11 protein-coding genes and 1 pseudogene are annotated in these 24258 nt (G+C 52.9%); 1 reads left to right on the top strand and 11 read right to left on the bottom strand.

What is annotated here, in order from left to right; all coding sequences use genetic code 11:
• Positions 1 to 44: 44 nt before the first annotated feature.
• The 9 genes and pseudogenes from QN370_RS03740 to QN370_RS20680 all read right to left on the bottom strand — a co-directional run bounded on the left by QN370_RS03740 (position 45) and on the right by QN370_RS20680 (position 21216).
• The gene (locus QN370_RS03740) at positions 45 to 3665 is read right to left on the bottom strand and encodes an AAA family ATPase (protein ID WP_322125831.1); all 3621 of its coding nucleotides are present in this window, start codon (positions 3663 to 3665) and stop codon (positions 45 to 47) included.
• Positions 3649 to 5436, bottom strand: a complete 1788-nt coding sequence (locus QN370_RS03735) for a hypothetical protein (RefSeq protein WP_322125830.1) — start codon at positions 5434 to 5436, stop codon at positions 3649 to 3651. Before QN370_RS03735 ends, QN370_RS03740 begins: the two co-directional genes overlap by 17 nt.
• Positions 5437 to 5574: 138 nt before the next feature.
• The gene (locus QN370_RS03730) at positions 5575 to 8442 is read right to left on the bottom strand and encodes a UvrD-helicase domain-containing protein (protein WP_322125829.1); all 2868 of its coding nucleotides are present in this window, start codon (positions 8440 to 8442) and stop codon (positions 5575 to 5577) included.
• The gene (locus QN370_RS03725; RefSeq protein ID WP_322125828.1) at positions 8439 to 11450 is read right to left on the bottom strand and encodes an RNA-directed DNA polymerase; all 3012 of its coding nucleotides are present in this window, start codon (positions 11448 to 11450) and stop codon (positions 8439 to 8441) included. The genes QN370_RS03730 and QN370_RS03725 overlap by 4 nt, the downstream gene beginning before the upstream one ends.
• Positions 11443 to 15018 (bottom strand): BREX-1 system adenine-specific DNA-methyltransferase PglX, encoded by a 3576-nt coding sequence (gene pglX / locus QN370_RS03720; RefSeq protein WP_322125827.1) that lies wholly within the window; start codon positions 15016 to 15018, stop codon positions 11443 to 11445. The genes QN370_RS03725 and pglX overlap by 8 nt, the downstream gene beginning before the upstream one ends.
• A 46-nt stretch (positions 15019 to 15064) precedes the next feature.
• Positions 15065 to 18682, bottom strand: a complete 3618-nt coding sequence (brxC, locus tag QN370_RS03715; protein ID WP_322125826.1) for a BREX system P-loop protein BrxC — start codon at positions 18680 to 18682, stop codon at positions 15065 to 15067.
• 62 nt (positions 18683 to 18744) lie between these two features.
• Entirely contained in the window at positions 18745 to 19332 is a 588-nt protein-coding gene (locus tag QN370_RS03710; RefSeq protein ID WP_322125825.1) for a DUF1788 domain-containing protein, read from the bottom strand.
• Positions 19329 to 19922, bottom strand: a complete 594-nt coding sequence (locus tag QN370_RS03705) for a DUF1819 family protein (protein ID WP_322125824.1) — start codon at positions 19920 to 19922, stop codon at positions 19329 to 19331. The genes QN370_RS03710 and QN370_RS03705 overlap by 4 nt, the downstream gene beginning before the upstream one ends.
• 652 nt (positions 19923 to 20574) lie before the next feature.
• Positions 20575 to 21216: pseudogene (locus QN370_RS20680) on the bottom strand (transposase).
• A 105-nt stretch (positions 21217 to 21321) separates the two neighbouring features.
• On the opposite strand from QN370_RS20680, the gene QN370_RS03695 reads away from it, so the two are divergent.
• Positions 21322 to 22722 (top strand): hypothetical protein, encoded by a 1401-nt coding sequence (locus QN370_RS03695; protein ID WP_322125823.1) that lies wholly within the window; start codon positions 21322 to 21324, stop codon positions 22720 to 22722.
• Between the two features lie 159 nt (positions 22723 to 22881).
• Here QN370_RS03695 and QN370_RS03690 read toward each other — a convergent pair whose 3' ends face one another.
• Entirely contained in the window at positions 22882 to 23079 is a 198-nt protein-coding gene (locus tag QN370_RS03690) for a DUF3443 family protein (RefSeq protein WP_322125872.1), read from the bottom strand.
• 369 nt (positions 23080 to 23448) lie between these two features.
• The gene (locus QN370_RS03685; RefSeq protein WP_322125822.1) at positions 23449 to 23976 is read right to left on the bottom strand and encodes a glycine zipper 2TM domain-containing protein; all 528 of its coding nucleotides are present in this window, start codon (positions 23974 to 23976) and stop codon (positions 23449 to 23451) included.
• Positions 23977 to 24258 lie beyond the last annotated feature (282 nt).

Here is a 24258-nt window from a genome sequence, read left to right as displayed (position 1 = left end):
GCTGCAGCGCCGGCCACATAAATGCTTCATTTTGGAACTTTGCATCAGGCAGGAATCTGGCTCACCATCGGCCCTTCAGCTCCGATGGCCGAGAACCTATAGAACTTCGCCGCAGCGCCCATGTGTCTGAATTTCTGGCGCGCTAACTGCAGTAGTTTCTCGTCGCACGTGGAAATGACGAACTGCCTCTCTCCTTCTGGTGAGCTCTGCAGCCCCAATATCAGGTCCAGTAGTGCGTAAGTATTAAGGTCATCGAAATGCGTCACGGGGTCATCCATCATGATCGACGAAAATCCGGACCATGTCTGAGAACTGCAGGCTGTCAAAAATAGTCCTAGGACGAGCGTCTGCACCTGCGATTGACTGAAATAGTCGGTAGGCCGCAACTCCTGGCCATTTCGGTGCACTCGGATGCCGATGGCGGAATCCTTGCTAGACACTTTAATTTCGCCGAACCCATAGACTGGGCGCAGCCGCTGCTGAATTACTGCAGTCCTAGGCCCGTACTGTTCAATAAAGTGTTCGGTCGCGACCGCCTGCTGGCCACCCAACAACTTCGTGACGTCCTCGAAATAGGTCACCCAAGGCTCAACTTTTCCAGCGCGCTCCTCAGCCTGCTCCACCAGTTTTTCGCTGCCCAGAATTCGGTCGCGCATGTTCTGGAAGGCAGCGGAAGTTGCTGCTGTATCCACGGCTACTTCAATGTCGGCGACGCGGTTACGTAAATGGAGCGCTATCGTTTCCCGTGTGGCTGCATCCTGAACCCGCTGATGTAATTTCTCCTCAGAAATTTCGCTATCAAGTCCTGAAGCGGCAAGCGCTGCGACCAGTGACTGAACATTCGTATTGTAGGTGCTCAATATCTGAGCTGCCTCTTGGTAGCTGGTACGCGCAGCTGCAATAGTTGCCTTCGCAGCTGAATGAACGGCCCTTTGGGCATCCAGCGAGGTGCTTGCATTTTTGACAGACAAACTTGCTTGAACGTATCGCGCATCCATATCTTCCAGCTGCTCGACCAAACCAGGCATGCCCAACGCAAGATCGACTGCACCATGATTCGCTTCGGCAAGAAGTCCGTTCAGCCGTCCCTTCGCTCTCTCCAACGAGGTCGTTGAGGCCAAGCGTTCGCGCTCCAATGCTTGATAGTCATCCTGAGCGGCAGCAAGGGTGGCATCTGCAGCCGCCAGCAGTTGCCGCGCATTGTTGACGGCGCTCGCAGCGCGAATCTTCGCCTCATTCACATTCGTGCTCGTCTGTGAAAGCTGTTGAGTTATATCGTTCGATAGAGATAGCCCAATCGAGCTCAGCGCCGCCGCAAAGGTCGTTCGCTCCCGCTCGAGTTCCTCAAGTTCAGCCTTGCCTTGCCTCAACTGCTGTTCAACTTGGCTCAACTCGTCGGACAGGGCTTGTCTCACAGCCGCCTGCGCCTGAAGCTTTGTCCGCTCGGCAACCAGCGTCTCACTCAATCGAACGACGAATTCACTTTGAGCCATCCGTCCGTCGATTGCAGCCAACAGCGCGACTTGACTACCGTGGTCATGCCCGCAGAGCGAGCACGTCGCGCCATCCACGTGCGTGCGGAGCTCGGCAATCAATTTCTGTAGATTTGTATCGTTGGTCCTGGCTGAACCAAGTTCTCGCTCAACGCGAGCAACAAGATATTCCTGCGCCACGACGGCCTGATGCGCTTCGCCCAGCCGCGCGCGTTTCGCATCGGGCAAGCCCCTCAGCTTTTCCTCGAGGGTTCGTACGAGTACCAATCTTGAATCTACCTGTACCCAGCGACCTGCATGTTCTTTGACTCGTTGCACTTGAGTTACAGCATCTACTGCAATATTTAGGGTGGCATCAAGGCGCTGAAGTGTTGCTGCCGCATCCTGCCGAGCACCCAACGCGTTGAATTGGTTCTCCCTTTTTTCGTTGAGAAGCTGATTGAACGTCGATAAACTTTCAGCGAGCGCCTGACTCTGTGCAACCAACTGCGCATACTCCGGTTGAACCGAGACAGCCCAAGCGAACGAACCGCGCTGGTTCTGTACGATCTGTTCCTTGGCCTTTAACCGAGCAACTTCGGTCATAAGCAAAACGAGGCGCTCCGACACCGCATTGGCGCTCGCGTCAGCTATTTCTACTAGCGCCTTACGTTCATCTAGCTGCGCGCGCATCGGATCGAGTTGCCCATGCAGCGTCTGCAAAGCTGCGACGTGCTCAAGGGCCTTGGACACTGTCGCGCGCGAACTGAGCGCTTCAGTTGCGGCAGACTCCAGCATGGCGCGAAGAGCCCTTGTGTCGCGAGAGCTGATGCCAGACATGTTGAATCCCGCGGCCGAAATTGCTTGCTCTAACTCGGTGAACCTGATGTTAAGAGCGTCCGGTGAAGTATCCGTAGAGGCAAGGCCCTCAAGTCGCTTTAATTCCACCCGTTCTGCGTCAATGGAACCGCGAGCTGTCTGAGCTTGCTTCCGTGCTTCGGCGAGCGTCTGCCGTGCGAGCCTCAGCACGTCCTCGGCCTTTTTCAAGCCGCTCACATAGTCTTCGAATGCGAGCATGCGCGACACGATATCCGCCGGCAATTCGCACTTTTCCGCTACGTCACGGGTGAGCTCTTGGCTATCCTGACTAAACAAGTGGGTGGCTCGAAACAGAGCCACCATGTTTTCCACGCGATCAGCTGCGGCTGGGGCCCCGCCAGTCAGAAGACTCAATACGTCTTTTCTAGATGTCGCCTTCCCATTCACCTGAGCGTTGTTGTGTTCTGCCAAATCGCGGGTGATAACGTGCTGCTTACCTTCACGCTCGAGTGTAAGAGTAACAACGGTCGACTCGTCACCACTGTCTAAGTGCTTCGCCGCTTTTGACAAGCCCCCGCTAGACTTGGCAAGCCGACCGACGCCGCCAGTTACTGCAAAGTCGATTGCATCGAAGAATGACGTCTTACCAAATCCGTTGGGACCGTACAAAACGGTGATGGCAGAGCCCAGCTCGAACTCTTTCTTTATTCGATAGGCTCGGAAGTTCTGGATCGAAATCGACTTAAGTGTGGCCTGTACTCGCTCTTCAGTCGTGGGCTCCGAGTATGCCTCTACGGACGCCCCCGCGACTTTATCAGGCGCACCGTAGATTCCTTCGATACACGCACCAAAAATCGAACTCGCGCTACTCTGCGAGGGTACGACGAGGGCCTTAGCCAGCTCTGCTTTTAAATTATTTTGTCGAAGTAACGTCTGGGCGGATGGAGGGCGCGTCTGTACCCCTAGCGTTACTGGCGATAGCGGCAGGAAGGGCAACCTAGCGAGGCAGCCTGCCAAGTCCTGGCTCAGCTGAATAACGTATTTTCTGCAGAAGTACACGTCGACTTCGACGCGCGAACGGAAAGACTCGCTAACAGTAGTAAGCGCCGGAAAGCAGAACACGAATGACACATCCTTCGTCGACCACTCTGCTGTTCGCTTGAGGTAGTGCTTTTTGAACGCCTCATAAAGCGGTTCGTAATCAGACTCATCACCAACAGCAAATGCCGTGACCGCATGGCTACGTAGCATTACGAGCAATGGCAAACAACCCTCGCAAAGGGTTTCTTCTGTGAAGGTCGCTCCGGCCATAAGCGGCAACAGTGCGGCGCGTAGCTCTGAAGGTAGGCTCAGGACTTCAGGAGATTGCAGCATCAAGTGCCTTTCTTAGTTCCGCTTCGTTGACGGAGTCGTGGTATCCGTTGAGAACGTCACGGTAGCCCACCCGAATGACCGCGCTAGTAGGGTCTGTGAAATTGAGCTCCTTGGTCGGCTCAGCGACTTGGTCAAACAGCGTCCGCATCCTTGGATTCCATGACGTATTGTCTTCGTCGCGACTAACCAGAAGCAACTGACCTCGATGGTCTGGTAGTAGACCTGAGACGTGCCTATCGCACTCCTCGTGGCTTCCGCCAACCACGGCAACTACTTCGATGCTCGCGTCCCCTTTCATGATTGTCGCTTGCGCTCCATTGCCATGGAATGTCACCGAGTACTGCGCCACTTCGAGGATTGAGAAGCTGTGCAGGACATGCTTGATCGCCTTAGACTGTGTGTTCCTCCATTTATCTGGAGCACCACCAATCTCCGGAGTTGCGATCAATACCGTCTTGCTTAGTGCATCCGGCGGTAGCCAGCGAAGTGCATACACAGACCTTCGATGTGCAACTCCAGCAGCCGCAGCCAGCGGCGAATCTGGGTACTTAATCTGTAAAGATTTATTAGAATCGTCGAGCTGGTCGTTGACCCATTTTACGACTGGAGAGACAAGCCCTGAGGGAGTTCGAGGATCCTCTGTTCCTGGATATGGATGCACGGTGGCGTCGGCGATTGCAAATCGTCTACCCGCCGCGCCTGGTGGCAGTGCTAAAGGATTCAGTTGACGGAACGAGTGGATACATGCGCCGCGCTCTCGGAATACCGCATCCTTGAAGTTCTCCAGAGGATTACCAGGTCGCTGGAACTCGCCGCCGGCGCAGACCGTGGGCATATTTTCCGGTTTCATGAACCTGTCTGTTGCAAAAATGAGCGCCGACTGACCGTACTTATCTGCTACTCCCGGAATGACATTCCCTGCCACGTTCGCCATTACTAAGCAGGTGCCATCGCGAAGAACACTGGGGAAAAGTATCGGATTGAAGAATGGCTGAACCTGACTCATGAAGGATGCATGCGACGGTCCCGGGTTGCATTGCGCTACGAACAGCCATGTTAGTGGCAGCTGCGCTTCCTTTGCGGCCGCGGTATGTTCGATATCCTGCAAAAGCCACTCCCATACGCGGCGTTGATCGCGGACTCCAATCCAATCAAAGCAAATGAGGGTCGCAAACCGATATGGCGTGTTGATGTCGGAGTACGTACCCTTAAATAAAAATACAGATTTCCCCTTGAACATGGACTGATTGCTCACTTCAAGTTCAACACCCGCAGGCTCAATTTTGGTCTGGATCCAGCACCGAACCTCTCCAGACTCGAGTTTGGCCCATGTCGCGCAGCAGTTGACCCATTGGTCCGGGCGGATGCTGCCCAACGAACTCCCCACATCGTCATAGCTAGTACCCGGCCGCTGAACTAGTTCGCCGAACTGCTCATGCGAAAGTCCCTCAAATCCTCCAATGATGATCGTGCCCGTCGGCCAACTGGCATCATCCATTGCCGCCGTTATGTGGTCGAAGCCAACAAGGCCAGGCAACGTGCATTCTGGGAAGATAGTGAAATGGGTTATCTTGGCACCATGTGCGCATTCGCGGGCCACAGCGAGCGTGGCGTCGATGCCCGCTAGTGCGGCAGCTCTCACTGCAGGAGTAAGGGAAAACGGCGCTATTTGGATGAAATCAACATATGGCTGGGCAATGACCATTCCGACTTCTCCACGCGGCAAATGCACGCCGAGCCGACCGATGTCAATCTCAATGACCTGAATCAAGAGTATCTCCCTGCAGTTTTTTTCAATTGATTTTGGCTCAAGCTGTTCAATACATTGGCAAATTCACCTTCTACGTCGTGCCAAAACACTACCGGATGGACGATGAACAAGGATGCCAGACTGTCAGAAATTCTTTGATTACTCATGAAATGCATCCTCAAACTCGTCAATTTGATTTTTGATTTTTTGCCCGAACACACCAAGTTCATCTGGCACATTCGATCTACGGCCGTTTGCTTCTTGCCCGACGGGTGCGCGAGCTTCAAGCGAAGACAAATACGGTGACTCAGCACCTTTGTCGGTCAGCACAAAAAGTCTATGCTCAGCCCGGGTTATCGCCACGTAAAACAGACGGCGTTCTTCGTCAAGAACAGCACGCGGCGTCACTCCAAACGGGACAAATAACAAGTTGTCTGGATGAACCTTAGGGAACTGTCTTTGGGTCGCGTCCAATATAATGACCGTATGAGATTCTTGCCCTTTGGAACCATGTGCAGTCATTGTGGAGATCTTTTCCTCCAAGAACGCTTTTGTCGCTTCACTTAGCTTGCACAACGCAGCAACAAGCCGATCTTTGAATTCACTAAGTTCGACCCCGTAGACAAAGCCGCCCCTGGCCAAAATCATGATCTTTTCTTGTGGGAATTCCAGAAACCGTTGTGCGCAAAATTTAAGTGCCTGAGCAAGTCTCAGCATAGAAGGGGATGGTCCCCTGTTGTCTTCACGTTCTGGAAGAAAAAGTAGGTCCTGGTTCCGTTCAACCTGGTGTTGATCACCGCCGCGGAACTCCAGCCAAATGTCACCCAAGTAATAGGTTTTGATTTGTCCGCGGGACAGCCTACTACCTTTGGCAGGTTGCCCCCGCCCGGCCATGAGACGATTTCCTGCAGCGACTACCAATGAATCGCTGCGATAGTTTGTGGTAACACCCACAGCATTCGAATTTGGAAAGAAGCTACCAAAATCATTAAAGAACCTCAAATCCGCGCCAGCAAATGTATTGATGGCTTGCCAGTCATCCCCAACGGCAATTAGACGGATGCTTGGATTCGCCTTCAAAATCGCGTCCAACATCTGAAAGTACAGTTCTGAAAAGTCCTGATATTCATCAAGCAAAATCCATCGCAATTGGCCAAGCGGCATCATTCGCCCTTCGCCCAAGTGAATACATGCTGCGGCACCACGAACGCGAACTTCCTGTGTGGCCTGCATAAGCAAATCGTCGAAGTCCATTGCTGGTACTTCGGCCAGCATGGCCTCGTATTCTCGATAAGCCCTTAACGCTAGTTGATGGAAGAGTCTTGCACGCGGCTGAATGTCAGGCGATATAGCAAGCTGTGCGGCAACAGCATCAACAGACCATGCTCGCCTCTTCGAGCGCTGAATGAATTGCAGGAACAACTCAGCCATTCTGGAAATCGTGAAGTCATTCTCAAAGACACGTCTAATGATTTCAGTCGGGTTCAACCGTATGCATTTGATACCCTGCTTTTCCAGAATCGATTGCAACTTGGCTTCAAAATTTACCCTGCCGTTACGTAAATGCCCTGTGTGAGTTTCCAAAAGATTGATCTGATGGGATTCCCAAAAGCTTCGTTTGGCCTCAATTTGGTTGCGGTATGCCTGTGTGGATGTATCCCAGTGCGCTGGCACTGCGGCTCTCGGATCGTCGGGATCAATCGCCCAATGCTCAAGAATGAAATCACGACCGTTGGCCACAATGGAAAAGTCCGGTTTATAAACCGACCCATCCAGAAAATCTACCTTCCATGCCCATGGCTTTTCATATCGATGTTCAATTCCGTGCTCAAATAAAAAGTCCGCAATAAATTTTTCGCCATTCGACTTGACCCGCTCACCTTTGAGCGTAACGTATTCCAATGAGCGTCGAAAAATCTGATACTCAGCCGGTGACAAATCTCTGCCGATGCTTTCTATTTGCTCCAACTCTTGTCTAAAGAACTCAAGCATGGCCTCCTTAAAGGCGGGATTAAGAATCCTCTCCATCAACCGCTGCGCGAATCGACTCTGTTCACGTGAGGAGGGTGTACCGCCAGCATCAAACAATAATTTTTTATGTGGCTTCACTAACTGATAGGCCAAGCTGTGAAATGTTCGGGCATTGCTGTAGTCGGAAATTTGACCTTCTTTGTGCAATCGTTTCTTCACAGTAACTGCTGCAGCCTTGTTAAAAGCCAAAATCATGACTTGATCAGGATTCAGCTTTTCATCACCTATCGACAAGGCGGCTTTCGCGCATAGAGTCCGCGTCTTGCCTGAACCTGCCCTTGCAGTAATGAGTAACCTTTCTTCCGGACGTGCATTGGCACGAACTTGCTCATCATCAAGATCCATTCCGATCGCCGACAAGCAATTCCGAACTTTGGGCAATTTCAGTGAAATAAAATCCTCAACTGGAAAATCAATATTTACCGGTCGGTCGCGGTACAGCGCGTCCAGCTCGCCAAGCGATGCCGAAAAATAAGCGCCTACAAATTTATGACGATACTTAGTTTCTGCAACCAAAGCCTCAAACTCTGACTTCGGCCACCAGTCTCCACATTTCTCTCTAAAATATTCGTCAGCTTCGCCATATTTTTCACCGTCCAAGAGCTTAGCAATTGCCTCTAAAATAATTTCTCGAGAAAATATTAATGCTTGAGCTTGCTCTTCAGCCAGACGTCTTTCCGCCGCTTCCAGCGCCTCCTTTTTGGTGGTCTCAAAATCGGCTCTATCCCATAGGACCGAATACTTATCATCGTAAATCTGCGTCGCAAGCTCGAACTTCTCCGATTGCAAAAGCCCAAGAATCTCAGCCTTCGCAAGGTTTAACTTTTGCAACTGAAATAGATCTTCTGCGGAAGTCAAATTATCGAGAGAAATCCCAGAATAGACACCGCGCGGGAATACTGCTTTGCAGGTGCCATCGTCATAAATCTCTACCAACTCGCCAATTTCGGAATCTCGCCATAAACTGCGATGGACTACATGGTCCCCGACTCTCATCGGGACGCTTCCTTATCAATCGGCAACGCTCTTCTCTCAAAACCCATCTTAAAGCCATCAGGAACCGGCTTGAATGGTCGGTCTGGCGAGCGATGACTGGATTGAAACTGCCGAAGCGCCAGAATATCAATTTCACCGGTAACGCAGTAGTCTTCAATGCCGCCCTTGACTTTGAGGATATCGCGTCGCCAAGTGTCTTTGTAGGGTGCTCGGATACGACTGTCGCCGTACTGCCGGTCATTGCATTGAATAATGTAGGCGTGCACATCTAATGCCGCTGACTCAACCAGTGAATTGAAAGTTTCGGTGTCCTGATTCCATTCCGGAATAAATAGTGCGTCTACCTCGCCGCGCAATGCTGTGCGATAGCTGATGTTGGTCAACTCACTGCAAACCAACATTGCAAAACGGAAGGTGCCATGCTGAATCACTGGGGGTTTGGTCCAAGGTTTTTCTGGATTCAATTCCAAACCCGCTAGGCGCTTGATCTCCTGCAATTCATGTAATGCGGGCCGCTGCTTATCCTGCCGATACACCAACATTGATGGGAAGCCAAGACCATCATGCGACAAAGCCGCCCAAACTTGATTGCGGACCCTGCTTTTACTCGCATGCAGGTATTCGATGCCGGTAATTAGTGAAATGCCCCGCCCTTGGAGCTTGAGAGCCAAGCGCATGAACCAGTGTGCTGGCAGCGCCAATTCCGGAAGAATGAAGTATTTGGCTCCGTTGGGCTGAGAGATCAGATGTTTCACCAACCTATTTAAACGCGCATATCGGTCAAAGTCAGGATCAGTGTTGCCAGTTACAGCGGCAACCCAACTTTTGTATCGCGTCTCCCAACTAGAAACTGCAATGATGGTTTTGTGTTGCGGCTCCCCATCCGGGATTTGCAATACGTCTTTGCGGTCAAGGCGCGGCATTTTTTCACTCAAGGTGAACCCGCGTGTTGCAAGCACAATGTCTCGCATCGCCTTTTCACTGGCAACCGAAAATGGATTGCGATCCAGTATGAATAGTTCGGCCACACTTGACGGACGTGTTGCGAAAAGCAGTCCGATTGGCAGTGCTTCCAACCTTGTGCACTTTATCCATCTCGCCAGTGCCGCAATTCCATCAGTCACAGAGTCGGACAGTAAATCAATTGCGCCGTCCAGATAGATGATCGTCTTTTTTGCAGGGATACCGCGCTGCGCGATCATTTCTATAGGCAAACCAATGAACCGGAAAGGCATGTGCGCGAGATCATGGGAAAACAACCACGCTTGCTTGGCCTGGATGTTCTTGATTGGCATCTTGCCAATCTCGAAATCAGATTTGGAAAAATGTGTTTCCCAAGCCCGCTTACCGACCTTTGAAAGTCGCGGTGGAAAGGCTGCCACGATGCTTTCATTCACAGCCTTAAAAACCTGCAATTTCCAACGACTAAGAATTTCAGATTCACTCGGTGAATTCCGCCCTGGGCTCGGCTTTATGGAAACTTTACATTGGTCACCCACCGTCTTGCAGATCTGAGAAAGACCATCCATTATTTTTCGAAGATCTTCGAAATCTTCACAGGCAGTCGCAATTTTCACTACCCTTGGGATGTAAATCGACAAATCAAAGAAATGTGGCAAGACCAACACATGCTGGATGACGGCTCTGAAAAACGCACGGCGATGATCCTTCCAAGCGTCGGGATGCAGGTCACGCTCATACGCTTCAAAATCACGGAGTTTGATGGCAAAGCCAGCACGGCGCATGGAAAGCAAGTCGGCTTTGCGCAGATTGTCCGCGATCTGACCATCGCTTTGGGTTGCAGCAACTAGATCGGTGGCCACATGGCCGGCAGAACGGGGCAAATTAGGCAACGCACGCCATTCGCTGGCACGTTCGTGGATCTGACGGGCGATGGATTCAACCAATGTTTTGCCAGTCTCACCTGTCAATACAAAAACCTTGTTTTTATCATTTGCGAATTGTATTTGACTGCCGTGTAAATATTTTGGAGTGAATTCGACAGTTGTGCCTTTTTCGCTAGGCAACCAATTTAACAATTTACCAGAACGCACAAACAGCCAATCCCAAAGCTGTTCAGTCGATTGAATGTTAGATCCATTCTCCATCACCAATATCAGGTCATCAACGTATCGACCGTAATACAGCGGCACAACTTGCCGCTGTATCAATTGATCCAGCTCGATCAAGGCGATATTGGCAACTACGGCTGATGCTGGCAACCCAACTGGCAGCCCCCTTTTTAGGGGTGTAGTTTCAGCCCAAGCTTGCAGTGCGCTTATGAACAGCCTATGAAGTTTCTGCTCATCCAAAGACAAATCAAGTTGAAACAATTCATTAAAGCTATCTTCCAGCATAAAAGCAGGATTGAGCTCATGGTAAAAACCGGTCACATCGGCTGTGAGGGCAACAATTTTCTTGCCTGCTTCTAGCGCCGTGCGCATCGCACCGATTCCGTTGTCACGCCAGTCTCGAAACGGTTTCAAGTACGGTGAAAACGTGCCTAACGACAACGGGTTGATTTCTTTATCAAGGCCTCTGCGCAAACGATTACCATATGCGCAATCCGTCAGTTGTATATCGTACTGGTGACCAACCCTCAATACCCACAAAGTGGACAGAACATGAAAGTCCAAACTGGCTTGCGCCATCAGACGGAATACAGCTTTTGGTTTTTTACCTTCGCCTAATTTACAAAGATGTTTCCACTCATCGGCAGGTGAGGAGAAGAGCACGCCATTTTTGACATCGTTACCCAACTCCGGTGCCTTCAGTGATTTGGGCACCAATGTCCAATCCCCAATAAAGTCTTTTGCTTTGACCCAGTCCTCATCAGCGCCATTTAACTTCGTCAGCAGAGCCTGCAAATTCGCTTCCAGGTCGTCTTCATATTTGGCAATCTCATTAGGCTGAGAATTGGTTGAATAATAGAGATCCACCTTGGCCTTGCGATAGGCCATGCCAAGGTCGAAGAGGTTGAATTCCGGCGGTGGGGTCTTACTACTCATCCCCCGCTCCACCTGTGACCGCCTTCACCTCTGACAACAAATCGCCAAACTTGCCATAGTTGACTTTCACACCATCGTCGAGATCCAGAGTAATGCGCATGTCGGCGTAGTGGCGTAGTTGCTCGTCGTAGGCCAGCAGTTCCACGTGTTTTTTCTTGAGCTTTTCGACTTCCTTGGCCAGCTTGTTGCGGGCGGCGGTGCTGCTGGTGCCTGCGGCATCTTTTTGCAGCATCTCGATACGACTTTGGATTTTGCCGGTGAGGGGCACGACGTATTCGGCGCGCAGGCGGGCGAGCGTGCCTTCGTGGTAGCGGTGCAGATAGACCAAGGCCTGAAAAGCGCCTTGCTTGCCGCTGCTGAAGAGCCAATAGATGGGGCGCTTTTTGTAGGTTTGCAGGTGGTCTTTGAAGAACTTGTCAGCGATGTATCGACGAATGGTCTCGTCTGAGGTTTCAGAAGCTTTAGTGCCCAGGCTCTCGGCCAGCCAGGCCATGTTTTCTTCCAGGGTGTCTAGCCCCCAGACGACGCGCAGGAATTCGCGGATGCGGCTGCAGGCGTCGTCAGCAAACCAGAGTTCGTCGGTGATGGGGACGATGCCGTCGGCATCTGCGGGGAAGGTGACGTAGCGGCCAGGGTCGTAGCCGAAGTTGTCCGCATGGGCATAGATCAGGCCGGGCTCGTCGAGACTGTAACGGCCCATCATGCAACCGATGGCGTAGGAGATCAGGCGCTGGCAATCTTTTTCACGGTCGGCGCGGGCCAGAGTAATTTGATCTTCAGGGACTTCAGAAGAGAGTTCATCCTGAAGCCCGTAGGTATTTATAAAGAGTTGGTTAATGCTTTCTTCAAGTTCAATCGCCTTATTAATCGTTGCTTTTTTTGAGGTGTACCAATTCAGCCAACTTTTCTCAAGGCTTTCAATACTATTGGAACTATTAATTAATGGCAATGAATGAAAATTCCAAGAGCCTTCGTAACTATCCCAATCTTCCTTCGATACTTTCGTTAAACCCGAAATCAGTTCAGAATCCAAAACAACTTTAGAAGGAAATGGAAGCTTTAGAAAATCGCCGCTTGTAAAACTTATTGTTGGAGCCACCAAACTAATTATTTTTCTATACAGATTAGTATTCAATGCAGCAAGTGCTATCAAATGGTGTTCGTTCGTCCGAAAAAATGCTGACAGTCCGACGCCATCAAAAATATGCCCAGAAGGTGTTTCTCGAAAAGAGTTAGCCGAAGAAGTCAGCTTAGGCCATGTTATTGACTTTTTGAAATAATACTTTCGCGCATTAAATCCGAAAGAATTACCATTGGTTTTAGCATAAGCCTCTATGTCCGCCCCATTATTTCCATAGTTAACAATTAAATTTTGATTTCCATACCATTTTCGAAAACTCCCTCCAGATGCACATGGATACCATTTTTTGGTCCTATCAACATCACTGCCAAATGGTAATGCAACGTTTTCTATGCTTACTTCACTCCACTCGCGCATGAATTCAACGTTATTGCCTGTTTTTATTCCAAATCCTGCGTAGCAGACACTTTCTAGCGTTGGTTCTGTCTCAAAAATATTTACAATTTTTTTGCTTGCCCAGTAAGCAATTGGGGATCCCGGTATTTTTTTAAAATCGTCTGGCTTAGATATATAAAACCAACCACAATTTCTATTATTTATTGCTTCAAGTGTTCGCGGAGCTTGATTTTCATGACCTTTGAAGTCAGAAAGCTTTATATAACTCCCCGTGTATTCATTCACATGCGACCTTCCAGTTACGAACGCACAAACTGGAACACAAGCAGGTTCAAAAGCGTTATATTCAAGTTGAATCAGTGTCTGAATAGTAGAATTCTCAACTAGCTGACGTCTTATATTTTCATATGACGAAATAAACATCCAAACATATGGAGTGACGAATCCATTATTTGATGAAGCTTTCCCAAAAAGTTGACATCTTTCAATAAAAACTGAGAATAAGTCAGATTTACTATCAGGAAAATTTGTTTGCGCAAAATCTCGAATTTCGATATTCATCCCTTTGCCGCCCATATACGGCGGATTAGCCACCACCGCATCAAACTGCATCGCCAGTACCCGCGCCTGCTGCACCAGGGGCAGCAAATCATCCGCAGCCGCAGTGGCATACATATCCCCACCCTGCTTCACCAAGGCCAGCACCTGCGGCATTACCGGAAGATACGTCTTGAGCGCATAGGGAATCTGGATCAGCGAGCCAAAGGTTTTGGCATGCTCAAAGGTTTCCACCAACGCGGTGATGGTGGCGCGCTGCACCTTGAACGGAGCCAAGTGGGTGGCAAGTTCGTCCACGTTCAAGCCCTTACTCTCCTGCAGGCTCAGCACGTTGAGCTTGGGCGGCTGCAAGTTGCCAGCATCGTCCATAGCGGTGAACAGGCGGCGGTCGTCGGCACGGGCTTTCATCAACAGGGCAAAACCGGCCATCTGGGCAGCGCGGTCGTCAATATCCAGACCGTAGAGATTCTTTTCCAGTATCAGGCGCGGGATGGCTCTGGGCTGGTATCCACGCTCCAGGTAGATGGCCTTAAGCACGTCATAGGCCACCACCAGAATGTGGCCGCTACCACAGGCCGGGTCCAGCACGGTGATGGCTTCGGGGTTGAGGGTGTCGCCATCCTCCCGCACGCGGGTCTGGATGAGGGCATCAAGCTGGGCTTGCACTTCGGGCGTTTGCTCGGCGGGGGTGATGTAGTAAGGCCACTCCTGGGCCAAGGTGCTTTGCGGATTGGCCATGAGCCACAGACGGCCCACGCTGTTTTGCACCAGGTATTGCACGATCCAGTTGGGCGTGAAGAGCTGGGTGGCGGCGGGGATGTCTTCGCTTTTGACGACCTTGCCAATGACCTGGTCCTTCTTCTCGCTGATATAGAACTGGTACAGCCAGCCGATGATTTCGACCTCTTCCCAGTCTTCTTCCGGGATGGCTTCGACCAGCTTGGCGATGACGGAGTCGCTGCGCAGCAGGTTGTCGGGCAGCAGCAGCTCGGAGTCGTCGTCAATGCGCTCGAACAGAAAGGGCATGGCGTTGCTGAGTGCATTGCATTGCGCTACTAATAATGCGCGGTAAAGCTCGCCATCACGGTTACCAGCCAGCTTCATCTCCAGCACTAGCGGTGTCCTTAAACCCGGCAAACTGCCAGCTTGGGCTAGTTCAGCGGCATAGGCCAGGATGTCTGGCAGTCCACCCGCAGTGCTGGACAGCGCGCGGTGCCCATGGCCCAGGTAGTCGTGCAGTTCCATATACCGCAGTGCCGCAAAACGATTGAACCAGGTGTAGGCCACCGCTTCCATGGTGTGGGCGAAGCCGTCTCGCCGGATGCGGGTAATGAGTTGATTGCGTTGTGCATCGACCTTGGCGGACCAGGCCTGACCGGCGATGAGGGTGACGTCGCCTTGAGTTTGGGCAGCGGCCACTTGCAGCGTGCCGTCCTTGTCCGACAAGCCCAGCAGATTGGCGCGGGCGGTGACGGCGGCAATGAAGTCTTTGCGGGCTTGCGGGGCGTAGGACTTGAGATTTGCTTTGTTCATGGAAATTTATTTTTTCTTATTCAATGCGAATGAAGGCGACTGCTGTTTATTGAATCCGGGCGATCTGTCCAGCGCGAACGGCGGCTAACAGCGCCTGCTTCAATTTGGATAAGAAAGCGTCCACGTCAGCTTCTGTTTCAAGATAGGTCTTGCTGGAAAGGTCCGCGGCGCGGATGACCTGGGTGGTCTTAGGCGCAGGCGTGGGGGCGTTGGGCTGAATGGTTGGCAGTGGCTTTGTGCCGTCGGTCGGCACTACAACGGGCTGCGGGATCTTGCTTACCAGTGCTTCAATGAGATCGATGGAGTCATCCATCGCATCTGCACCGGCCGCTTGTAACAACATAATCTGCGCAATACTGGTTTGGCTGGCGATGCGGATTTTCAGGTCTTGTAGCGCGCGCATGGCCTGATTGCTCAGGTCGGCGGTGGCGGCAACTGTGCCCAGCTTGACCTGGACTTCTGCCAACTTGTTATCGATGGATATCAGTGCTCGTTCGCGTTTTTCTTGTGCCAGTTGCTCGTTGATGGTGGTGACGGAAGCGATCAACGGCTCGATGCGGTTGACCTGGCTGTAGGGCTTGGGGTTGTCACGGATTTTTGCCAGCTCAACCAAGGCGGCGGCCGCTTGCGGCACTTTGTTCAGGGCTTCCCGGTTGTCTGCGAAGGCGCTCAGCCCGTCCAGTAATTTGCGCCAGGCGGTAATCTGGGTCTTGTAGAAGTTGACCAGATCGTGAATGTCGTCGGCGACGTCGAGCCACTCGTCCTTGGTCGTTAACAGCGCTTCGATGAATGCAAAGCTGTCGCGCGTACTCAGTTTCTGGGCAATGCGGGTGAGCGCTGAGTCGATGTCAGACTTGCCGGGGTGATGTGGTGTGGCGGCGGTGAGGACGTAGCTTTTGAGATCGGCTTGCCACTCCGTCATCCGCGCACGGAAGTCGGCGACCAGGCCGTCTTCTTCTTCACGGCCCATCTTTTGGAACAGGTCTTTGTACAAGTCACGGGCACGCTTGATGGCGGTGGCATCGGCGGTCTTGCGCTTGAGGATGGATACCTGCTTGAAGCGGGCAGATTTCGTGAGCGGGTCTGCGGCGGAATTCGGGTCGAGGTCCGAGCCTTCGAACATGAGTTTGATTTCGCCTGCCATGAACAGGCGGGCGATCAGCAATACCGTTTCCCACTCGGGCTTCCAGCCCCAGGGAATTCCGGCAAAGCGTTCCACCACGTCGGAGAGCATCACCTTTTTTTGGCTTGCTGCGAGCTGCAGATAATCCCGCATTTCTTTGATGGCGAGCGCATTGCCTGCTTCGCCATTCAATCCCAAGGCATGCTGGCCGAGGTCGTCCGAGGCTAGCACTGCCTTGATTTCGGCAATGGGGTCGGGCTGGCGAATTTTCAGGTACGGCAGCTTGCTGTAGGTGTTGGTGATGAGGTAGTTCAGCAGCTCATCGAGTACCTTTTCCGGGCTGGCTGATTTGATTTGAACGGGCTGACCTAATGCGTAGAAATCGCCCGCGCTGATGAGCTCCGAGAGCTGGTGCATCAGGCGGGTACGGCGTTCACGGTTTTCGTCTTTGCGGTCGGCGAGGATGCGTTTGAGCGATGGCGTGGCCTGGTCTGCCTTGGGGCTGACGATGTATTTTTCTATTTGCAGGTAGAGCGCCAGTTCGATGTCCAGCCGCTCGCCTTCGTCCAGGCGGATGATGGCGCGTCCGTTACCCTCGCTGCTGCGCAAAATGCAGCGGGCCGGTTGCAGGCGCTCGTATTCATCGCCCAAAGGAGTAAGCAATTCAAAGTTGAGGGCGTTGTTCGCTTGACGCCACGGCGCTCCATCCAGCAGGCGGTTGAATTCGTAGTCGGCCTTGGTGTCACGGTGGCGCACCTTGGTTTGGGCACTCAGGATGTCGTCATAAATCAGCTCTGCCAGGACGCGGGATTTTTCGGAGGCCGAGACATCGACGTGACCAATTTCTCGGGCGACATCGCGCTCTTCGTTGGTCAGGAAGAACCAGAGGTCGCCGTTGCGGCTGACCAGGCGCTGCTGCTCCAGTCGCGCCAGGCTTTCCTGAATCTTGCGCTTCAAGGCGAGCTTGTCGGCGTCAATCTGGTCGATGCACAGGGTTGCCAGATTATCGATAGTGGGCTTGACGATGTCCGGGATGTAGCGGATCAGGAACATCGCTTTGAGCAGCTGGCTGTCATAGGCCTGCAAGCCCGGATTCTCTGGGGCCTGGTCAATGGAGCGCTTTGCCGCGCCGTCGATGAAACTCTCGATAGAGGAATAAAAGTCGTATAGGGGCACCAGCACATCCATGCCCTTGCTGGCATTGCTGACTGCAGCGGCTTGAAATGCATCCAGCAAGGAGCGTTCACCCTGCGAAAGGTGTTTGCCGGTGGCGCCCACCTTGCGGATGGATTCGAAAATCTTTTGCAGTAGCGTGAACTGGTATGGCGCAAACGGATAGGTGGCGACAAACTCGGCCGCATCCTTGTAGCCACGCAGGCTGACGGAATTGCCCACAAAACTTAGCTGGTTATTGATCACGTCGCTTTTGCTGGCAAAGGCATCGCGCAGCAAAACGTGGGCGGGTTCTGTTTTGGTCAGCAGGCGTTCACTGATGACTTCGTCGGTATTGCTGCTGGCCAGCGAAAGCCGCGTGTGAAAACGCCCTTGAATTTTGGAAAAGTCCTGGCTCTTTGCCAGATTGGCGTCGCCAATGGCGGCGTCGATATCGGCTTGACTGGTGACGATGACCCAGGCGCGTCCCTTGCATTGGGTACCCAGCTGCTCGGTGATGGTCTGCAGGCTGAGCATGAGCTGCGAGTTCGCGCCAATGAACTGGCCGACCTCGTCGACCAGAAAGATGACTTTGTGATTTGCCGGACGCGTTGCCAGGTAGTCTTTGACCACCTTGGCAAAGCTTTCGATATTGATGCGGTAATCGTCACGCGCTTTGTCAAACCAGAGGCCGGCTGACTCGGGGGTCATCTTGAGGGCGGGTGCCAATGCTGCGACGACGTCATCGCGCAGGAAGTCAACGGCGTCTCGCTCCTTTTCCCAGGTGCTGCCATTGGATGCGGCGAAGGCTAACTTGAAGGCATCGAATGCGCCCTTGGCGACCAAGTGACGCTCCATGTCGGCGATGTGGGGTGCGTCACCGGAGTAGCCCAGCTTTTCATTAAAGACACGCAAGAACACCTGCAGGATGGCATCGCGGTCGGTCTTGCTGTCGGCTTTGGCATCGATATTGAACAGGATGACATCGGCGGTGCCCTGCACTGCGCGCTGTATATCCGCCAGCAACATGGCGTCTTTGATTTTTTGATGGTCGAAGAATTGCGCGGCGTGGCGCTTCTCACCGTTCTGCGGGTTATGCGCTTCGATGTTTTCCAGCAGGTAGGACAGAATCTTGATGAAGTGCGATTTGCCTGAGCCGAAAAAGCCGGACACCCAAACACCCATGCGGTCGGTCACGACGGCGTCGTTCGGACTATCTATGGCTGCCAGGTAAGCGTCGAAGAACTTGCGCAGGTATTCGCTGATCTGCTTGGTGACAACGTACTCTTCCAGCTCTTGCCAGACACTGGCGGCGTCCATTTGGTCGGCTTTGATGACGCCGTTGATGGGACGGTTGATGGGCTTGAGGAAAAGTTCGCTGATGTTCATATTGTTATCTCGTCCCGATTGGCAAATTGCGGATGTCTGTGCTGGTTGCTGGTTGCTTGTTACTAGGTCGTTTCTGGCACCAGGCGGAAAGCACGGTAGTAGTGGTCTTCGGCCAGCGTGTTGAACAGGCGAAGCGAATGGCCGTCATAGCGGCCGGGGAAGAACATCAGCAGCGGCGTGTTGCCCATGATGGGATGCAGTGCGGACAGCAAGGTATGCGTGCGCAGCATCGGATAGACGGAACCGACACCGGTCAAAATCAACAAGTCGAGATTGGCGATGTCATGCTGGGATGCGATTTTTTGCGCAATCTTGTCTTCCTTGAGGACGGAACGTAACGCGGCCAGTGTGCTGTCGTCGCCTTTAGTGAGCTGCATCGCCATGGCTTTATCAAGCAGATTTCGTCCTTCCAGAATTCCTGTCACTAACTGGAGCAAGTCGATGGTGTCGGCACGTAAGGCTGGCATCTGCTTTGCCAGCGCGGGCAAAACGGTTCCATTAAGAAAGCTGCGCATGTCCAGCTCGCGGTCCGGCGGATAGTCAAAAATCCAGAATCCGATTTCGTTGCCCAAGCCTTTGCTGTCCAGGAAGTCACGCGAGGTCACCCTAGGCAGGATTTGGTTGAGGCGTTCGTCAAAGCTGAGGGTCATTTCACGCGCTCCAGACAGTCAAGGGCATAGGATTCGTCATGCGCGCGCAGGTAGCGCCGCACTTCGGGATGCAACGAGCGCGGGGTCAGCTTCATCGAGCGCGTGCTTTCGAGATATTTGGCTTCGGCAAGAATGCGGACGATGACCTGGAAGAGCTTGGCCCTGGTGGTGTCGGACCACTCCGCTACGGCGGGATCAAAGTGGGCGCATTCGACGAGGAAATCTTCCCAATCGGATGGAGCCAGGGCGGGCTCCAAACGGCGCTGGCGATCTGCGTAGACGCGGAGCATGAAATCGCCTAACAGGTGGCTATGCTTGACGGCGGCGGCCATCAGCAATTGGATGACTACTTCGCTGTCGCGGTCGGCGAGCATGTTCCAGGCTTGCGCGTCCAGGGTTGCCAAGCGACGGCGTAGCAAGGTCGCTTGCCGGCGTGCCGTTGCAGGCGTTTTCTTTTGCAGGATGTTTTCGGTCTCGATGGCGTGATGCCAGGTGGCCTGGTCAGGGCTTGAAAGGAGCAATGTGGCGATGCGTCGACTTTCCAGCGGGAATAGTGAGCCGGCGGAGATTTCTGCGTTGTACCGAGTCATGCGGCAGAAGGCATTTTCATTGTCGTTACCCGCTCCATGAGTGCCAGGATTTCTAGTTTTTGTTAAGCCTGTCAGGCTGAGAACATCCACTCAGTTGCGCCAGCAACTAGCTGGCGCAAACAACTAGTGCCAAGTAATTTAGTAATAGCGATAGTTACTGCGCGCAAAATGTGTCACAGGTTTCAAATTAACAACATCATCTGATGATGCCATTTCGATATCAGGACGACATTTGGCGGCTACCCATTTGGTGCCATTTCGAAATGTGCGTTGCCGGCACGTGGTGATCATCGCGCCCTGAGGCGCATGGCATGAGTCACAGGCAGAATTTTCCTGCTTGGAAATGAGTGTTTTTGAGATCGTTAGTGGCTGTATTTGTATGCAGTTATTGATGGCAGTAAAACGTAAGCTTTTTTCCGTTCCGCTTATGTTTTTTCGGTCTCGACTCTCAATCAATTACCCGTCCTGGCATTCCGGTAGATGGAATCGATCGAACTTAAGCTCATCGCTCATCTATTTTTCGCGGCATTCACCTTGCCTGCGACGGATTGCGCTGATGAAGTTCTAAACAACAACGACTATCTGGTGTGCAACCCGCTGGTGTAGTGGTCAAGTTATTTCGGACACCTCAATGGAAGTTTTTCTGCCATTCTTAGTTCGAAGGCGGCAGGCTGCCCAATAGGGAGTGCAAACACGTGCAATTGTAAAAGTCGACGATGCAGGCAGTAAGGTCCTTGCGGGCCTCTTCCTGGTTGGCATATCGCGTGCGCCAGACGCATTCCATTTTCAGACTCAGATTCAGGAAGAAGCGCTCGGCAACTGCTGCACACCAGGCCGACCCGTTTCAGCAAGGCCTGATATTCGATGCTGGCGTATCGACTTCCACGGTCCGTATGTACGATCAATCCCGGCGGCAGATTGCGACTGGCAATGGCCGCAGTCGATACGACTTCCCTGTGTAACTGTGTCCCGAGCTGGTGGCTCATTTCAGTTCCCGGGCAAAGAAGGCCGACGCTTTTTTAAGGATAGACACGTCGAGTCGTAATTCCCGGTTCTCGCGTTCCAGTGAACGAATGCGCTGCTGGTCCGACGTCAGCGGCTTGCCGATGCCCGGCTTGCCAAGCAGTTGCGAATCGTGTTGCACGACCCAGCGGCGAATCGCGGTCGGTCCGACATCCATGGTTTTACTGACATTGGAAATGCTCAATCCTTGATCTTTGATCATGCGCACGACTTCCAGCTTGAGCTCGATGTCGAAGTTTTCCTGCCGCGACCACAGATAGGTTGTCACTATTACTTACAATATTGACAGGTGGTTGGTATGTAAGTGCGTCCTGCCAAACGTTGGACAAAACGAATCCAACGAACACAGCGTTCACATTTCCACAAAGGACAATCCGTGAAAAAACCTTCATTCGTCATCGCTATGTTGCTGACTGGCTGCGCAGCGACGCCAGTTTATCCACCCCAAGTCTATGTACGTCCAACCACAGAGGCAGTCTATCTGGCACCGGCACCACAACCGGTCGTGAGCGTCTATGTCGAACCGCCGATTTATCAGCCGCCCCCGATTCGCGTGCAATGGGCACCACCACCAATGCTGGTGGAAACAGTGCCCTATCGGCCCTATCCAGATGCGATCTGGACGGGAGGCTACTGGGTCTGGCAGGGCAACTGGGTGTGGGCACACGGTCGCTGGGCCGCGCCGCCACAACCGGGTTACGGATGGGTAAATCCCTATTATGAAAACCGTGGCGGCTCGGTGGTGTTCGTGAATGGATTTTGGGCCGCACCAGGCGTGTCATTCGTCCCACCGGCACCCAATATCAACATCGCTGTTGCTCAAGTAACCGTGGGTGTGGCGGTCGGTATTCGACCTGTCGGGCCAGAAGGCGTGTTTGTGCCGGCACCACCGGGGTCGCGTTTGGGTTTGATTATTCCGGCACCGATCGGCACCGCACCTGCGGTCGTCGTCAGCGCCCCGCCAGTGGTGAATGAAGGGATGCGAATTCACGTCAACAACAATAGCAACAACACTTACAACAATAATTCGGTCACCAACAATGCCATCACCAATAACAATGTCACGAAGAATGTGACGAACATTAGAAACGTGACCAACGTCACCAACGTCACCATCGTCGCGCCGGCAAGTGCCACAGCAAGCGGACAAGCGGTGAACTCTTCCGTCCCTGCACAGGCACATCTGGCCGCATCGCTGCCGCCGGTGGTCAGGGCTGCGGCTCCCGAGCCAATCTCTGCACAGGCAATTCCGTCGTATGTTGCAGGACGGCCCCAGGCTGCGTTGCCACCACCACAAATGGTTCATGCAGAAATGACACAGGTCCATCAACACCCAACAACTCAAGAGCATCCAGCAGCATCCGTTCCACCTGTCGTGCTCAATAAAGCAGCCCCTCCAGTTGCTGCCCTTCCCCATCCGATGACACCGGATAATGAAGCCTTACACGAACACGGTAATACGAGACCTGTCTCGATGGTCCAGCCTCAGTCTTCGCCAAATCCTCTCCCAGTGTCCAGATCAGGCAAGCCAGCCACGCCGCCACAACTTTTCGACGCACAGCCTGCACCCGATCGACCAAGGCCTCCAGCGGCGAAAAATCAACCGGCACCACATCCTTCGAATCCTGTCGAGATGGACAACAAGGAAAAGATGTCGCCCACTTCGAGGCGTGGAGCCGAACGCCAACCGATTCATCGTGCAAAGCCTGGCGACGCAACCAAATCGAACAAGAGCGGTACCACTGCGGACGCTCACTCTCAGCAAAGCTACCGCTGATGCTTGCTGCATCGAGATGCCGCTGGTTGACTGCACCACCAGTAGCTTCAATACTGGAACTGCGTGTCGGTTTTTGGTAGGTGGTGCGGACATCGGCATAAATACGCAATAGGGGCGAGCGCACAAATTGGCAACCGGTCAGGTGATATTTCAAAGTGCTTAATAAGCGACGAATGGACCAACTGAGCCAGAAACACCTTTACTTTCGATGGCCGTGTAGACCGAACGGCCATAGAAAAATGGAAGTCCCCAATCAAAGCTGATCGAATCTGAATTCAGTCCAGCCAAAAATGCAGACACAGAATAAGTCGGGTTATTTGCAAAGAGCGTATGTGCATTTGCCACACCGAGCTTGATCGTATCAACGATTCAGTCGAAGTCGGACAATAAAAGCCGTTGCTGGCCGGGTCCAGGGAAAACGACCAGCGGCTGTCCGACAGCATGATCTACCGTGCCATCAAAACCATGTTTAGATCGGCTCGGGAAGCGGCTGCCGCACAGGCTCGGCGATGTGGCCTCCGCACTGACCAAGGCGTCGACACATTGGTTACAGTACACCTCACTGAGCACCAGATCGATGATGGCGTGCCCTTGTCGACTGTGCGCGACAACGCACAACACGCATGGATCGCCACGACCTGCGCCTACCTGTGGACCGATGACCGGGGTCGTCATGCTAAAACCAATAAAAACTCAATCCAGTGCGGACTTGCCCGTCCCGACTAATCAATACCCGTATTTCTGGCCAGCCATGTTGCCGAGAAAGCCGCCGCCGACGGCTCCGGCCACTGTCGCCAGTGTGCGGCCGCGGCCGCCACCTACCTGATTACCGATCAGGCCACCGACGACAGCGCCGGTGGCAATGCCAATAGGGCTGTTTGCGGCCTGTACCGGCTGCTGGTATGTCGGCTGGCGATTGTCGTTGCGGTAGTTATTGCTGTTCTGGGCATAGGTGGATTGGTGCGACGAGGTACGACGAATCGTCGCGGCAGGTTTTGTGGCTGGCGGCGCAACCGGTTCGACCTGATAGGCAGCGGCCATCGGTGCTGATACGGGTTGCATGTATTGCAGGCCTGCCGGTGTCTGGACCAGCACCGGTGCTGGTGCCGCTTGTGCCAAGGGAGAGGCAGAACTGTTCGAGTTCGGCAGCATGCCGCTGAGAGCTGCAACGCCGAGCAGGCTGACAAGAGTCACCGAGGCGGCAGCGCCTGCCAGCAGTGGGTGGATGCGTGTGGTTGCTTGGGTGGTTTCCATGGTGTGCTCCTGCGTTGCGGGTTAAGGAGCGTCCAGCATAACGACATGAACCCATTTTTAGACCCGTCAACTTGTATCCGCTGTGAAGAGATGTAAGCGACCGCCATTATTGGAAAGTGCAGCTTGGATTAGTTTGACTGAAACTGCCTGATATAAATCAGAGCCTGATTTGATGCGACGATGCTCACACCATGCCAATTTCTCGGTCAACACATAAAAATAGAATTAGAAAAAACACGAGTGCAACGTGAAGTTAAACCAATTATGGTCTCGGCCCTCAAG

The organism is Actimicrobium sp. CCI2.3 (genome assembly GCF_035019065.1).
In the GTDB taxonomy this organism is placed as follows: domain Bacteria; phylum Pseudomonadota; class Gammaproteobacteria; order Burkholderiales; family Burkholderiaceae_D; genus Actimicrobium.
The sequence above is the reverse complement of the archived record's forward strand: the minus strand, read 5'-3'. Positions and strand labels throughout refer to the sequence as shown.

Coding starts and splice junctions, on each gene's coding strand:
- QN370_RS03740 (WP_322125831.1), bottom strand. CDS start 3,665: ATGCTGCAATCTCCTGAAGTCCTGAGCCTACCTTCAGAGCTACGCGCC.
- QN370_RS03730 (WP_322125829.1), bottom strand. CDS start 8,442: ATGAGAGTCGGGGACCATGTAGTCCATCGCAGTTTATGGCGAGATTCC.
- QN370_RS03725 (WP_322125828.1), bottom strand. CDS start 11,450: ATGAGTAGTAAGACCCCACCGCCGGAATTCAACCTCTTCGACCTTGGC.
- pglX (WP_322125827.1), bottom strand. CDS start 15,018: ATGAACAAAGCAAATCTCAAGTCCTACGCCCCGCAAGCCCGCAAAGAC.
- brxC (WP_322125826.1), bottom strand. CDS start 18,682: ATGAACATCAGCGAACTTTTCCTCAAGCCCATCAACCGTCCCATCAAC.
- QN370_RS03710 (WP_322125825.1), bottom strand. CDS start 19,332: ATGACCCTCAGCTTTGACGAACGCCTCAACCAAATCCTGCCTAGGGTG.
- QN370_RS03705 (WP_322125824.1), bottom strand. CDS start 19,922: ATGACTCGGTACAACGCAGAAATCTCCGCCGGCTCACTATTCCCGCTG.
- QN370_RS03685 (WP_322125822.1), bottom strand. CDS start 23,976: ATGGAAACCACCCAAGCAACCACACGCATCCACCCACTGCTGGCAGGC.